Below are 14,394 nucleotides of genomic sequence, written 5' to 3'. Positions count from 1 at the left end.
GGCGCCGCTCGGGCCGTCCTCGCGTGAGAGCCACCGGCAAAGATCAGTCTTTCACCGATATGTTTATTTTCCGTACCAGCCTTTGAGTCTCCGGCCGATCGAGGTCGATCGACAGAAGACCGTTTTGCAGGTCTGCCGCGATAACACGCATGCCGTCAGCCAGAACAAAGCAGCGCTGGAACTGGCGCGAAGCAATGCCGCGATGAAGGAATTCCCGCTCCGTGTCATCGTTCTGGCGGCCGCGCACGACGAGTTGGTTTTCCTCGACCGTTATGTCAAGATCGCTTTCGGCAAAGCCGGCCACGGCCAGTGTTATCCTTAAGCACTCGGCGACGTCATCGGTTCCGGGCAGACGTTCGATATTGTAAGGTGGATAGCCGTCGCCGTTCTTGGCAAGGCGTTCAAGCGTCTTTTCCATTGCGTCGAAGCCCAGAAGCAGCGGGCTGGAAAAGGGCGTCATACGTGACATTCGCGTTGTCCTCTCAAGAGCGACATTTACGGAGAAACCCTATTGGCATTTTTCCGTGTGCCCCTGATATGGTTTGTCGCGCGGCCGAGTTCAAGCCGCCCAAATATCCTGCACACAGGGAATGACAATGACGGCAGCGCGCAAGATCATCATCGATACCGATCCCGGTCAGGACGATGCCGTTGCCATATTGCTGGCGCTGGGCAGCCATGAACTGGATGTGCTCGGCCTGACCGCAGTGGCCGGAAACGTGCCGTTAAGGCTGACGGAGAAGAATGCGCGCAAGATCTGCGAACTGGCGGGGCGGCCGGATATCAAGGTCTTTGCCGGCGCCATCCATCCGCTGATGCGGCCCTTGGTGACCGCCGAGGAGGTGCATGGCGAGAGCGGCCTCAACGGCCCGCGACTGCCGGAACCGACGATGCCGTTGCAGGCTCAACATGCCGTCGATTTCATCGTCGAGACGCTCATGCGCGATGACGGCGTCTCGGTCACGCTGTGCGCGCTCGGTCCGCTCACCAATATCGCGCTGGCGCTGATCCGCGAGCCGCGCATCGCTCCACGTATCAGAGAGATCGTTTTGATGGGTGGCGGGTTCTTCGAGGGTGGTAATGTCACGCCAGCGGCCGAGTTCAACATTCACGTCGATCCGCATGCCGCCGATATCGTTTTCAAGGCCGGCATCCCGATTGTCATGATGCCGCTCGACGTGACTCACAAGGTGCTGACCAGCGCCAGCCGGATCGAAGCTATACGCAAGCTTGACAGCAAGGTCGGCCATGCTGTCGCGGCCATGCTGGAATTCTTCGAGCGTTTCGACGAGGAGAAATACGGCACCGACGGCGGGCCGCTGCACGACCCGTGCGTGATCGCCTATCTGCTGAAACCGGAGTTGTTCGAGGGCCGCAATTGTAATGTCGTCGTGGAAACGACTTCGGAACTCACCATGGGCATGACCGTGGTCGATTGGTGGGGCGTCACCAAGCGGCCGAAGAACGCGCTGGTCATGCGCGATATCGACGCCGAAGGTTTTTTCGCGCTGCTGGTGGAGCGGCTGGCGCGGTTGCCGTCTTAACGCGGCGAGGCGCCGATGGGCCAGGGTAGCACCGCTTCGTAAGCCGCAGCGGCCCTCAGCACAGCCAGATCGCCGCGTGGCGGGCCGATCAATTGCATGCCCATCGGCCGGCCTTTCTCATCGAAGCCCACCGGTACATTGAGCGCCGGGCAGCCGCCCAGCGTGGCCGGTGCGGAGACCTGCATCCAGCGGTGGTAACTGTCCATGGTGCGGCCGGCGACCTCTTGCGGCCAATGGGTTTCGATGCCGAAAGGAAACGCCTGCGCGGTGGGCAAAACCAGAAGGTCGAAGCGCTCGAACAGGGTCAGCAGCAGGCGGTGCCAAGCGGAGCGAACGGTCGCGGCGGCATGGATTCGCGAGGCGGTGAGCGCGGCCGCACCTTCGGCCTCCCACGCGGCTTCCGGCTTCAACAGATCACGCTTTTGCGGGTCGTCGGCATGTTGCTTCAGGGCGCAGCCGCTGGTTGCCTGCCGCAGCGTCACGAAGGCTTGCCACAGAGCTTCGAAATCGAAATCCGGCAGCAGCGACTCGACGGTAAAGCCTGCTTCGGCAAACCGCGCAAGGCCCGCTTCGCAAAGCGAAAGGATGCCGTCTTCAACCGGCAGATGGCCGCCGAGATCGCCGAGCCAGCCGATGCGGCCGCTCCTGGCCGGCTCGTCGAGACCGGCGAGGAAACCGCCTTCGCCGGCATAGGAAAGCGGAGCGGCGGGATGATGGCCGGCCTGCACGTCGAGGAGCAGCGCCATGTCGCGCACCGTGCGGCTCATCGGGCCATCGACGCCCATCTGCGCGTGGAAAATTTCCGGCGCCGGCCCGCCGGGGACCAATCCCTGCGAAGGGCGGAAGCCGAAAATATTGTTATAGGCCGCGGGGTTACGCAGTGAGCCGCCGAAATCGCTGCCATCGGCGATCGGCACCATGTCGAGCGCGAGCGCCACCGCCGCGCCGCCGCTGGAGCCGCCCGCAACCAGCTTTGGATCGAAGGCATTGCAGGTGGCGCCGAAGACCGGATTGTAGGTGTTGGAGCCGAGGCCGAATTCCGGCGTATTGGTCTTGCCGATGATGATGGCGCCCGCTTTTCGGATGCGCTCGACGAAGAATTCTTCCTCTTTCGGCACGAAATCGGCGAAAATCGGTGAGCCGAAGGTCGTGCGCAGCCCGATCGTCAGAGCCAGATCCTTGATGGCGATGGGCAGGCCGCAGAGCGGGCCTGCATTGTTGGATGCCAATGTTGCATCGGCGGCGTCCGCATCGCGCAAAATATCGGCGCGCTCGCGCAGCGAGACGATGGCGTTGACCAGCGGGTTGACCGCCTCGATACGGTCCAAAAAGGCGGAAACGAGCTCTTTCGCGGAGATTTCACGGCGGCGCAGCATGCCGGCCAACTCGACCGCCGGACGCCCGCAAATGTCCCCGGCGGGCGATATGCAATGTTGGGTTTCAGGGCGCTGCATTGTTGCCTCGTATTGCTGATTTAACCGACCATGCCGGCCAATGCCGCATCGACGTCCTTGCCGTGCGGGATCGCCGGTTGCGCGCCGGGTTTCAGGCAGGCCAGCGAGCCGGCAGCGGCGGCGCGCGCCAGCGCCCGGTCCAGCGTTTCACCGGCCGCCAGCGCGGCGGCGAAATAGCCGCAGAACGTGTCGCCGGCGCCGACCGTATCGACCGGCACGATCCTGAGCGCCGGCACCGTCACGAATTTCTCCGGCGTCGCCGCCAGCACGCCTTCCGCCCCGAGCGTGACGACGACGGTGCGGCCGGTTCTGGCGGCATAGGCTTTCATGCGCTGCGGCCGATCCGCGCCTGAAAGCGCCAGGGCTTCGCAATAGAGGTCGAATTCGGTATCATTGGCGACGATGTAATCGGCCCTGGGCAAAAGCCGCGCGGCGTCGGCGATGAAGGGCGCGGTGTTGAGCACGGTGATCGCGCCCACCTTGCCGGCGGCATCGAGCGCCGCCTCGACCGTCTCCAGCCGGATTTCGTGCTGGAGAAGCACGACGTCGCCCTTTTTCAGCACGGCCTGGGAAATATCGCCCGGCAACACCGAATCATTGGCGCCCGGTGCGATCGCGATGATGTTTTCGCCACGCTCGTCGACGAGGATCAGCGCGGTGCCGGTGGTGGCGTGGGTCTCGCGGATGCCGGACAGGTCGATACCGGCGTCCTTCAGGCAGACCAGCGCGTCCGCGGCGAAGCTGTCCTTGCCGACGCTGCCGATCATGCGCACTTTTGCGCCGGCGCGTGCGGCGGCCAGCGCCTGATTGGCGCCCTTGCCGCCGGGGGCGGTAGAAAAGCCGGTGCCGCGCACGGTCTCGCCCGGCGCGGGCAGCCGCCCGACCGTGGTGATCATGTCGAGATTGATCGAGCCGATAACGACGATCAAGATACCCTCCCGATGATTTGCCGGGAGAGGCTAAAGCATCGGACCGAAAAGTGGAAACCGGTTTTCGGATAAATCCGATGCGAGAGGAAAGTCATCGGACCGAAAAGTGGAAACCGGTTTTCGGGCAAATCCATGCGTGCTTCGAGACGGCGGCTATCGCCGCCTCCTCAGCATGAGGGAAGTTGTGCAAACGGTCCTCATGCCGAGGTGTGAGCGACCTGTCCGCCGAAGCTCGCAGGGCGAAGGTGGAAGCGAGCCTCGAAGCACGCACTCCGATCATGGCGAGCATGGCTCCACCACCTCCTCGGCATGAGGGAAGTTGTGCAAACGGTCCTCATGCTGAGGTGTGAGCGACCTGTCCGCCGAAGCCCGCAGGGCGAAGGTGGAAGCGAGCCTCGAAGCACACACCCCGATCAGGGCGCGCATGGCAACCAGTCAGCCGCCGGTGCGTGCAGGGAGCCTGCCGGGCAAGGCCAGCGCCACACCACAAAATTATTGCCGCTGCACTGCTTTTGCGCTTATCTGACATGCGGGAGTTGTGTCGCGGCGCGGGTTTGCGCCCGAAGGCGCAGTGGGGAGGCGGGCCTTTCAGATGCCCTCGGCTGCTTCGGGGCGGCTGTGCGATGCGTTTACGCGCAAGCTGGAGGGGCATCGATGATGACTGCAAGCGAAACGGGGCCGGGCACCGGCGCGGGTTCATCGGGCGTGGGCTGCGCGCAGATGGTGAGTTTGAAGCGCGCGCCACTGCACCTTCATGCGCGCGTCCTGCGTGGGTCTGCATCGCTTTCCGTGCTGGCCTTGTCGCTGGCGCTGGGCGGGCCGCTGCTGGCCAGTACGATTCCCGCCGACGCGGCAGGCTCTATCGCGACCGGCGGCCAAGGAGGGGCTGGATCTGACGGTGCCAGCGATGGCGGCAACGGCGGTGTTGCCGGAGGGGGCGGTGCTGGCGGTGCAGGTGGTTCTGTCGATGTAGGCGGTGCAGGAGGCGCGCCCGGGACGTTGTTAACGCCTTACGGCGGCGACGGAGGCAACGGCGGCGGCGCCCACCGCGTCGGCGATGGTGGCGGCGGTGGTGGCGGTGGCGGTTACAGTCCAACCGTCAGTGGCGATATCACAACATCCAGCCAAGGCGGCGATGGCGGCGACGGCGGCGACGGCGGCATTGCCGCCATTGGCGGCGACATCGGCGACGGCGGTGGCGGCGGCGGCGGCGGCAACGGCGCGAATGTCTCGTCGGGAGCACCCGTGACCGTGTCCGCGACTGTCACGGGCGGTAACGGCGGCGCAGGCGGTGCAAGCGGCTTCGGCGGCGGCGCCACCGGCGGCGGCGGCGGCGGCGGTGGCGGCGGCATCGACGTGCTGACGGGGAACGGCCTCACTGTGAACGCGGCCGTTTCGGGCGGCGCAGGCGGTGCAGGCGGCCTCATCGGCGGCGGCGGCGGCGGTGGTGGCGGAGCAGGCGTCATCCTGGAACTGGGCGGGAGCGCCACGATCAACGCTGCCGTTGCGGGCGGCGATGGCGGCATCGGCGGCGACGGCGGTGGCGGCGTGGTCGCTAAAGCCTCGGCAGATGTCAGCGTCTCGACGGCCGGCAATGTCACCGGGGGTAACGGTAACGGTGCCGGCGCAGCCCTGTCGTTGTTGTTCGGGGGAACGGTGACCAACGCCGGAACCATCACTGGCGGGACTGGTATTGATGCAGGAAGTGCGTTCACTGGCGGCGGCGGCGGCGGTGACGGAGCGGGCGGCGCGTCTGGTCGTGATCCAATCCGGTCTCTGAGGGGCGATGGCGGGGCTGGCATCGTCGGTGCAAATCTGGCCGTCATCAACAGCGGTACGATCACGGGCGGCAACGGAGCCAACGGTCAGGCCAACGCCATCACCTTCACCGGCGGCAGCAACGTGCTCGAACTTCAGGCCGGCTCCATGATCAGCGGCAATGTGGTCGGCACCGGCAGCGACACGTTCCGGCTCGGCGGCGACGTGACCGACCCGACAACGACCTTCGACGCCTCGCAGATCGGGGCGTCGGCGCAGTATCAAGGCTTCTCTACCTTCGAGAAAACCGGAAACAGCACATGGACGCTGACGGGTACCACCACGGCCGTCACGCCATGGACACTGAAACAGGGCACATTGTCGGTGTCCACTGACGCCAATCTTGGTGCGGCTTCGGGTGACCTGACTTTCGATGGAGGGGCGTTGGAGAACACAGCGGCATTCACGTCCTCACGAAACGTCACGCTTAATGCGGGCGGCGGCACCTTCCAGACCGATGCCGATCTGATTTTAGGCGGCGTAATTTCCGGTGGTGGCTCGCTGACCAAGACCGGAATCGGGACACTGACGCTGACTTCAAATAACAGCTATGGCGGCGGCACGACGATTTCGCGAGGCACCCTGGAGGCCTCGGTTACGGGTGCGCTCGGAGCTGGCCCCGTCGCGATCAATGGTACGGCGGCGGGCGGAGCGGAGTTGATCTTCACCAACTCTGCAAACGCGGGAACGCTGCATATCGGTGTCACCGATATAAACAGCGCGCTTAGTTTTTACGATTCCGCGTCGGCTGGTTCGGCCACTATTGAGAGCCACATCGGCCGCGTCAATTTTTACGATTCTGCCTCGGCAGGAGCGGCGACGATAACCGCCGACGGCGGATTGTCTTTCAATGGAGATTCGACTGCTGCCGATGCCAGGATCACCAATACCGGAGCGCTGGATTTCTACAATACAGCGAAGGCGGGCAATGCCGTCATTGCCAATGAAACGGGCGGCGTTACCAGTTTCCATGGCAACAACACGGCGGACGGCGCAACGATCACCAACAACGCAGGCGGCACGGTCGATATCTCGGGCCTCACCTCCGGCGGCATCGGTATCGGATCGTTGTCCGGTGACGGTGGTGTCGTTCTCGGATCGAAGGCTCTGACCCTCGGTGGCCTTGGAACGAACGACACCATCGGCGGCGCGATTTCCGGCACGAACGGCTCGCTGGTCAAGACCGGCCTCGGTACGCTGACGCTGAACGGCGTCAACACCTATACGGGGCTGACGACGGTCAACGCCGGCAAGCTGGTTGTCGGGGGCGTCGGCTATGCGTCGGCCAGCCTTGCCGGCCCTGTTGTGGTCAGCGGCGGCACGCTGGGTGGCATCGGCAGCATCGGCCCGACCACCATCATGGCCGGCGGCATTCACGCACCCGGCAACTCACCGGGAACGCAGACAATCAATGGCCCTTATGCCAATCACGGCACGCTACAGGTCGACGTGACGCCGACCGTCTCCGACAAGCTGGTGGTCAACGGCGCCGTCGATATCAGCGGGGCGACCCTCGAACTGCTCATGTCGCCGACCTCGGCAGCCGACTGGAACATCACCAACGGCCCCTACACCATCATCGCCAATGACGGCGCGGATGCCGTGACGGGTACGTTCTCGCCAGTGACGAAGAACCTGCTGTTCCTTGACGAGAGCCTCGACTACGCGGGCGGAGACGGCAACGACGTGACGCTGGAACTGGTTCGCAACGACGTCGACTTCACCGACGTTGGCAGGACGCCCAACCAGAAAGCCACCGCAGGCGGCATCAATAGCCTGGGCTCCGGCAACCCCTTGTGGAACGCCATCGCCTTGCAGAGCGACGAAGACACGACCCGCGCCGCCTTCGACCAGCTTTCTGGTGAAATTCACGCCTCGGCCAAAACCATGCTGATCGAGGATAGCCATTTCCTGCGCGATGCCGTCAACGACCGTATCCGTTCCGCCTTCGCCGGCGTCGGCGCCTCTGCCATGCCGGTTCTGGCCTATGGCGAGGCGGGTACCGGCAAGGGGGCGACAGCGGCCATCGACCATGCGCTGGCCCCGGCCGATATGGCGCGCCTCGCCGCCTGGGGCTCAGTGTTCGGCTCATGGGGATCGACGGATAGCGACGGCAACGCCGCCGGGCTCGACCGCTCCATCGGCGGCTTCTTTACCGGTATCGACGGCATGGTCGCGGAGAACGTGCGGCTCGGCATCATGACCGGCTACAGCCATTCAAGCTTCGATGTCGACGGCCGCGCCTCGTCGGGATCGAGCGACAACTATCATCTCGGCCTTTATGGCGGCACCGCGTGGAATGCGCTGCGGCTGAGCGGCGGGTTGGCCTATAGCTGGCACGACATTTCGACCAGCCGGTTGGTGGCCTTTCCCGGTTTCAGCGACAGTCTGAAAGGCGACTACAACGCCGGCACCTTCCAGATGTTCGGCGAGGCTGGCTACAAGATCGACACGGCGGCGGCCTCGTTCGAGCCGTTTGCCAATCTGGCTTACGTCAACCTGCACACGGACAGCTTCACCGAGAAGGGCGGGACGGCGGCGCTGACCAGCCCGTCGCAGACCACCGACGCCACCTTCACCACGCTCGGTATCCGCGCCTCGACGGCGTTCGAGCTTGGTGGCATGAAGACGACGGCGCGCGGCATGGTCGGCTGGCGGCACGCCTTCGGCGACACCACGCCGCTGGCCACGCTCGCCTTTGCCGGCGGCGATGCCTTCACTGTGGCCGGCGTGCCGATCGCACGCGATGCCGCCGTGCTGGAAGCCGGGCTCGACTTCGCCATCTCCGACCGCGCCACGCTCGGCATTTCCTATAGCGGGCAGTTCGGCGGCGGCGCCCACGACAATGGCGCAAAGGCCAATCTGAGCGTGAGGTTCTAGGCCGAGGCGGCGGCTTAACGGTCCGCCGCCACTTGCCCTGCTTCCCAGCCCAGAATCGCGCGCTTGCGGGTCAGGCCCCAGTGATAGCCGGTGAGCGCGCCGGATTTGCCGAGCGCGCGGTGGCAGGGCACCACGAAGGAGATCGGGTTGGCGCCGCAGGCCGCGCCCACCGCGCGGCTCGCCTTCGGCGCGCCGATCTCGCCGGCGATCGCCGAATAGGTGCGCGCCTTGCCCATCGGGATGCGCAACAGCGCCTGCCAGACGCGGACCTGGAAATCCGTGCCGATCATCACCACGCGCAAGGGCTGGTCGGCGCGCCAGCGTGCGGGATCGAAGATGCGCGCGGCATAGGGCGCGGTCGCCGCCATGTCCTCGACATAAGCCGCGTTCGGCCAACGCCCGGCCATGTCGGCAAACGCCGCGCGCTCCTCGCCGGCATCGTTGAAGGAAAGACCCGCAAGGCCGCGATCCGTGACCATCACCAGCGCCACGCCGAAGGGCGAGATGTGGTAGCCGTAGCGGATCGTCAGCCCCTCGCCACGGCTCTTGTAGGTGCCTGGCGACATGGCTTCATGGGTGACGAAAAGATCGTGCAGCCGGCCGGGGCCGGACATGCCCAGTTCATAGGAGGCTTCCAGGAGCGGCATGCCGGAATCGAGCAGCCGGCGAGCATGGTCGATCGTCACCGCCTGCAAAAAGGCCTTTGGCGACAGGCCGGCCCAGCGTGTGAACAGCTTTTGCAGGCCGGTCGGCGTTTCGCCCACCGCTTCGGCCAGTTCCTCCAGCGAGGGCTGGTCGCGATAGTCGAGGCTGATCTTTTCGACGGCGCGGCGCACGATTTCATAGTCGTCGCCATCAGGCGTGATGTCGTTTTGAAGGATCGGGGCTACTGGCATCGGCATCGCCGCATTAAGGTTCATCTGCATGGTCATGGCAATGGCTCCCATGGCGGTTGTTTCAGCGCCGAATATCGGCCGTCGCGGCGGCCTTCACCACCCGAAACCTGCCGACTGGAAGGGCATGTAAACGTCAGCGCCCCTTGGCTTTGGCCAGCGCGCGGGAAAAGGCGGTGGCGAAGCTCTCGCGGTCGTCGGGGTTCAGAAAGCCGCCGATGGTCACGGCCTGCCCCTGCGCTTCCACCGCCATGCGGGTGATGCCGATCTCGGTGTGGCGGGCGACCGCGAAGCGCGCCCAGAACGGGTTGAAGCGATGCGCTTCGGTCTTGCCGGAGGGCGCCACTTTGCGAATATCGAGCGCGGTGCGCGACACCGACACCTCCTCGCGGGCGCGGGCGGCGCGGTAATTCATGCGGAAGGCGAGGTAAAGACCGATCACGTCGAGGCCGAAAAAGCCGAACACCGGCCATGCGCCATTGGCCAGGAAGATCGCGCCGGTGACGACCCAGCCGAACATCAGCGCACCCATCAGGATGAAGAATCCGGTGCGCCCGAGCGACCGGTAAGGGGTCAGCAAGGCCCGGAATATCGGCTCGTCTGCGGCATATGAGGCGTTTGTCTCGCTCATGGACAGATATTATAGGAAGGGAATGGACAAGCCCAAGAGCAAAACCGCCGCAGCACCGAAAATTGAAGCCTCCGCTGTCCGGCACTCCAGCCGGGCGGGGCGCTCACGCTACAGCCGGGCCGAGATCCACGAGATCTTTCGCCGCTTCTCCGTGCAGCGGCCGGAGCCGAAGGGCGAACTGGAGCATGTCAACGCGTTTACGCTGCTGGTCGCGGTGGTGCTTTCGGCGCAGGCCACCGATGCCGGCGTCAACAAGGCGACGCGGCCTTTGTTCAGGCTGGTCGACACGCCGCGGAAGATGCTGGAACTCGGCGAAGCGAGGCTGGGCGACTACATCCGCACCATCGGCCTGTGGCGCAACAAGGCGAAAAACGTCATCGCGCTGTCGCGGGCGTTGATTGCCGATCATGGCGGCGAGGTGCCGGCAAGCCGCGACGAACTGGTGAAGCTGCCCGGCGTCGGGCGCAAGACGGCCAATGTCGTGCTCAACATGGCCTTCGGCCAGCATACGATGGCGGTCGATACCCATATATTGCGCATCGGCAACCGCATCGGCCTGGCGCCGGGCAAGACGCCGGAGGCGGTGGAGCGCGAACTCGTGCGTGTCATCCCCGACGAATATATGCGCCACGCCCATCACTGGCTGATCCTGCACGGGCGCTATGTGTGCAAGGCGCGCAAGCCCGATTGCCCAGCCTGTGTGATTGCCGACATCTGCAAGGCTGCGGTGAAGACCACGGATATTCCGGCGCCGCTGGTGCCGATCGCGCCGGCTGAGGCGGCGCAATAGCTACAGCCCGTAGCCGCGCGCCATGGCGGCGGCGAAGATCGGGATCAGCAGGAAGACCAGCGCCTCGGTGCGGATGCGCGCCCGCACTTCGGCAAGTTCGGCCTCAGGCACGCGAAAGCCGGCATCGGTGCCTGCCTGCCTGTTCCAGCCGATGAAGCGCATGGTCGGCATGATCGACAGCAGGCCGACGGCGGCGAAACAGGCCATCTTGGCCCAGAACACCCAATTATAGACGTAGAATTCCCAGCCTTTCAGGCCCCAGACGACGCGGCCGGCGCCGATCAGGATGATGGCAAGGGCGATCAGGCCGTAATGCCGGTCGATGACCGCAAGCCGCTTGACGGTGGCTGGTGAAAGCTCGGCGCGCACCAGCACGAATTCGGCAGCGATAATGCCGGCCAGGACGAAGGCCAGCAGATGGTGAAGGATGGCAAGCACGAGATCGGTGGTTTCCATCTTTCCTCGTTGCTCCTTGAAAAGCATGGGCTTGCGGGCGGGCGGCAATCGGGGCAACTGGCGGAGAGAGCGGGATTCGAACCCGCGATACGGTTCCCCGTATACACACTTTCCAGGCGTGCGCCTTCAACCACTCGGCCACCTCTCCACATTGCGTTTTCAGCGGCCGGTTTCGCCGCCCCGGCTATTTGGCCGGGCGCGGGGCTGATCTAGTCGATCATGAGCCGAATGCCAAGCCGTATCGTCAGCTTTTGTGCGGTGGTCTGGTGCGCGAGCCATCGGCGGCCGCTCAAAATCGCGCCGCCGCGATTGCGCATGTGCGCGCGGCACCATATCTGTAGGGCCTGATCCTAGCGAGAAATGCCGGGCTGGCCGCCATGTTCCGTTTCCTGTTCCGTCTTGCCGCCATGTTTGCGTTGGCCGTTTCGGTCATCATGGCCGTGCTCGACGCGACGCGTTCGGTTGCGGCCTCCGCCCTTGTAATGACGCCGCTGAAGACAAGCTGGTTGGCGGTCTCGCCCGATACGCTGGCGGCGACCGAAAATTTCATGCGCGCCAATGTCTCGCCCTATCTGTGGGACCGGATTGTCGATCCGGTGCTTTATCTGCCGGGCTTCGCCGTCTTTGCCGGGCTGGCCCTTGTTCTTTATGCGATCGGCCACAGACCGAGGCGGCGCATCCGGCATCTGGCGGCGAGTTGACCGGCCCGCCGGTGCCGCCATTGAAGAAGGGAGATTGCGATGTTTTTCCTCAGCGACATGCTGAACAAGAAGCTGCATTTGCCGAAGCCCGAAGAGGCCTTGAAGGGCCGCGCCAAGCCGATTCCCACCGCCTCGAAGCATTATGTCCTGAAGCACCCGCTGAAAGGACCGTATCCGGACGGGCTGGAGACGGCGCTGTTCGCGCTCGGCTGCTTCTGGGGCGCCGAGCGCCTGTTCTGGCAGGTGCCGGGCGTGTGGACCACGGCATCGGGGTTTGCCGGCGGCTTCACGCCGAACCCGACCTATCAGGAAGCCTGCACGGGCTTGACCGGCCATGCCGAGGCGGTGCTTGTGGTGTTCGACCCGAAAGTCGTTTCCTATGATGAACTGCTGAAGCTGTTCTGGGAAAGCCACGACCCGACGCAGGGCATGCGGCAGGGCAACGATGTCGGCACCACCTATCGCTCGGCGATCTTTACGGCGTCGGACGAGCAGCAACGGGCGGCGCTGGCCTCGCGCGACGCTTACCAGACTTCGCTGGAAGGTTCCGGACGCGGCAGAATCACCACCGAGATCGCGCCGGCGCCGGAATTCTATTTCGCCGAGGAAGAGCATCAGCAATATCTGGCCAAGAACCCGAACGGCTATTGTGGCCTCAAGGGCACCGGGGTGGCCTGCGCCATTCCGGCCCGCGCGCCGACGGCCGAGCCGGCAGCCTGAGGCTATTTCGTTCAGAATCCGAAACCTGACGGGAATCTGCGGTGCCGCGCGGCGCCGCAGTTTTTCCAACAGGTCAAAATTCCTGGTGAATTTTGCCGAGGAGCATGCAAGATTGACACCCCAAGCGGGTGGTTGAAACGCCCGCGTGACGCCTGCCGTTGGCTGGAGACAGGGCCGGGGGAAGGCGGAAAAAGAAAATAAACCGACAGGGTGTGGATCACATGAAACGTATCATTCTTGGCCTTTTGGCCGTAACCGCGATGGTGCTTCCGGCTTTCGCGGCCGATATCCAGCCAGCCGTTCTCTACGATCTCGGTGGCAAGTTCGACAAATCGTTCAACGAGGCCGCCTATAACGGGGCGGAAAAATTCAAGAAGGAGACCGGCATCGACTATGTCGATTTCGAGGTTTCCAACGCCTCGCAGCGTGAGCAGGCGCTGCGGCGCTTCGCCGAGGACGGCCGCAACCCGATCGTCATGGCCGGCTTCGCCTGGGTCGATTCGCTGACCAAGGTGGCCAAGGAATATCCGGAGCTGAATTTCGCCATCATCGACGATGCGGTCGATCTGCCGAACGTCCGCTCGCTGGTGTTCAAGGAAGGCGAGGGGTCTTATCTCGTCGGCATATTGGCCGCAATGGCGTCCAAGACGCACAAGGTCGGCTTCATCGGCGGCATGGACATTCCGCTGATCCGCAAGTTCGGCTGCGGCTATGTCGGCGGCGCGAAGGCGGCGGGCGCCACCGAGGTGATCTACAACATGACCGGCGACACGCCGGCGGCCTGGAACGATCCCGCCAAGGGCGGCGAGATCGCCAAGACGCAGATGGATCAGGGCGCCGACGTCATCTATGCCGCGGCAGGCGGCACCGGCGTCGGCGTGCTGCAGGCGGTGGCGGATGCCGGCAAGCTCGGCATCGGCGTCGATTCCAACCAGAACGGCCTGCAACCCGGCCATGTCCTGACCTCGATGGTCAAGCGCGTCGACGTGGCGGTCTATAACACCTTCATGGACAGCAAGAACGACACCTTCAAGGGCGGGCTCGAACATCTCGGCCTCAAGGAAGACGGCGTCGACTATGCCATGGACGACAACAACAAGGATCTTGTCACGCCCGAGATGAAGGCGGCGGCCGACAAGGCCAAGGCCGACATCATCGCCGGCAAGATCGAGGTGCACGACTACAGCACCGACAACAAATGCCCCTATTGATCATTATCGAATAAAGACATCAGCCGCCGGGCACCGTCCGGCGGCTGATCCATTTTACCAATGCGGCGGCTTGGTCACGGGAATATCCGGCGCCGCCTGTTCCTCCAGCGCCAGGAACCGCTCCGTCAGGGCAGCGAGCTTGTGCTGTAGCCGGTCGATCACCTTCCACTGTTCGGCAATCTGCTCCGAAAGGTCGTCGATGGTCTTTTCCTGTTCGGCGGCGCGCATTTCCAGCGTGGTCAGCCTGTCTTCGGAAATGGTCATGGAAGGCCTCGATCATTGCGGGCAGGAGAAGTCCGTCCACTTCAATGTGAAGCGCCGGCTTGGCTTGGAAATTGACAAGTGGCCGCCGTTTTGTCGAGAGTGA

The 14,394-nt window shown here is 64.3% G+C and carries 13 protein-coding genes and 1 tRNA gene; 6 read left to right on the top strand and 8 right to left on the bottom strand.

Annotated elements, in window-relative coordinates:
* Window positions 1-43 precede the first annotated feature (43 nt).
* Window positions 44-469, bottom strand: a complete 426-nt coding sequence (locus BFN67_RS08050; RefSeq protein WP_080919109.1) for an Hsp20 family protein — start codon at window positions 467-469, stop codon at window positions 44-46.
* A gap of 127 nt (window positions 470-596) precedes the next feature.
* Between BFN67_RS08050 and BFN67_RS08045 the strand changes: the two genes are divergently transcribed.
* Window positions 597-1,544, top strand: coding sequence for a nucleoside hydrolase (locus BFN67_RS08045; protein ID WP_080919108.1), 948 nt, complete (start codon window positions 597-599; stop codon window positions 1,542-1,544).
* Here BFN67_RS08045 and BFN67_RS08040 read toward each other — a convergent pair.
* Together BFN67_RS08040 and BFN67_RS08035 are read right to left on the bottom strand one after the other, a co-directional pair.
* Window positions 1,541-2,998 (bottom strand): amidase, encoded by a 1,458-nt coding sequence (locus BFN67_RS08040; protein WP_080919107.1) that lies wholly within the window; start codon window positions 2,996-2,998, stop codon window positions 1,541-1,543. The two genes, BFN67_RS08045 and BFN67_RS08040, sit on opposite strands and share 4 nt — an antisense overlap.
* 20 nt (window positions 2,999-3,018) lie before the next feature.
* Window positions 3,019-3,927, bottom strand: a complete 909-nt coding sequence (locus BFN67_RS08035) for a ribokinase (RefSeq protein ID WP_080919106.1) — start codon at window positions 3,925-3,927, stop codon at window positions 3,019-3,021.
* Between the two features lie 654 nt (window positions 3,928-4,581).
* On the opposite strand from BFN67_RS08035, the gene BFN67_RS08020 reads away from it, so the two are divergent.
* Complete coding sequence (locus BFN67_RS08020; RefSeq protein WP_192856782.1) at window positions 4,582-8,625, top strand: autotransporter domain-containing protein; 4,044 nt, start codon at window positions 4,582-4,584, stop codon at window positions 8,623-8,625.
* Between the two features lie 14 nt (window positions 8,626-8,639).
* On the opposite strand, the gene BFN67_RS08015 is transcribed toward BFN67_RS08020, so the two are convergent.
* Both BFN67_RS08015 and BFN67_RS08010 read right to left on the bottom strand, forming a co-directional pair.
* Window positions 8,640-9,557, bottom strand: coding sequence for a methylated-DNA--[protein]-cysteine S-methyltransferase (locus BFN67_RS08015; protein WP_245295186.1), 918 nt, complete (start codon window positions 9,555-9,557; stop codon window positions 8,640-8,642).
* Between the two features lie 97 nt (window positions 9,558-9,654).
* Complete coding sequence (locus BFN67_RS08010; RefSeq protein WP_080919103.1) at window positions 9,655-10,149, bottom strand: DUF2244 domain-containing protein; 495 nt, start codon at window positions 10,147-10,149, stop codon at window positions 9,655-9,657.
* A 22-nt stretch (window positions 10,150-10,171) separates the two neighbouring features.
* On the opposite strand from BFN67_RS08010, the gene nth reads away from it, so the two are divergent.
* A complete protein-coding gene (nth, locus tag BFN67_RS08005; protein WP_080919102.1) occupies window positions 10,172-10,939 on the top strand; it encodes an endonuclease III in 768 nt (255 codons plus the stop codon).
* On the opposite strand, the gene BFN67_RS08000 is transcribed toward nth, so the two are convergent.
* Entirely contained in the window at window positions 10,940-11,395 is a 456-nt protein-coding gene (locus BFN67_RS08000; protein ID WP_080919167.1) for a DUF2214 family protein, read from the bottom strand.
* A 58-nt stretch (window positions 11,396-11,453) separates the two neighbouring features.
* A tRNA-Ser gene (locus BFN67_RS07995) sits at window positions 11,454-11,543 on the bottom strand.
* Between the two features lie 229 nt (window positions 11,544-11,772).
* On the opposite strand from BFN67_RS07995, the gene BFN67_RS07990 reads away from it, so the two are divergent.
* The 3 genes from BFN67_RS07990 (at window position 11,773) to BFN67_RS07980 (ending at window position 14,027) form a co-directional block, all read left to right on the top strand.
* Window positions 11,773-12,096, top strand: a complete 324-nt coding sequence (locus BFN67_RS07990; RefSeq protein WP_080919101.1) for a hypothetical protein — start codon at window positions 11,773-11,775, stop codon at window positions 12,094-12,096.
* A 39-nt stretch (window positions 12,097-12,135) separates the two neighbouring features.
* Entirely contained in the window at window positions 12,136-12,816 is a 681-nt protein-coding gene (msrA, locus tag BFN67_RS07985; RefSeq protein WP_080919100.1) for a peptide-methionine (S)-S-oxide reductase MsrA, read from the top strand.
* 221 nt (window positions 12,817-13,037) lie between these two features.
* Complete coding sequence (locus BFN67_RS07980; RefSeq protein ID WP_080919099.1) at window positions 13,038-14,027, top strand: BMP family lipoprotein; 990 nt, start codon at window positions 13,038-13,040, stop codon at window positions 14,025-14,027.
* 54 nt (window positions 14,028-14,081) lie between these two features.
* On the opposite strand, the gene BFN67_RS07975 is transcribed toward BFN67_RS07980, so the two are convergent.
* Window positions 14,082-14,291, bottom strand: a complete 210-nt coding sequence (locus BFN67_RS07975) for a SlyX family protein (protein WP_080919098.1) — start codon at window positions 14,289-14,291, stop codon at window positions 14,082-14,084.
* Window positions 14,292-14,394: the final 103 nt, after the last annotated feature.

Origin of the sequence: Manganibacter manganicus, assembly GCF_002075885.1 — a bacterium.
GTDB lineage: Bacteria > Pseudomonadota > Alphaproteobacteria > Rhizobiales > Rhizobiaceae > Mesorhizobium > Mesorhizobium manganicum.
The sequence above is the reverse complement of the archived record's forward strand: the minus strand, read 5'-3'. Positions and strand labels throughout refer to the sequence as shown.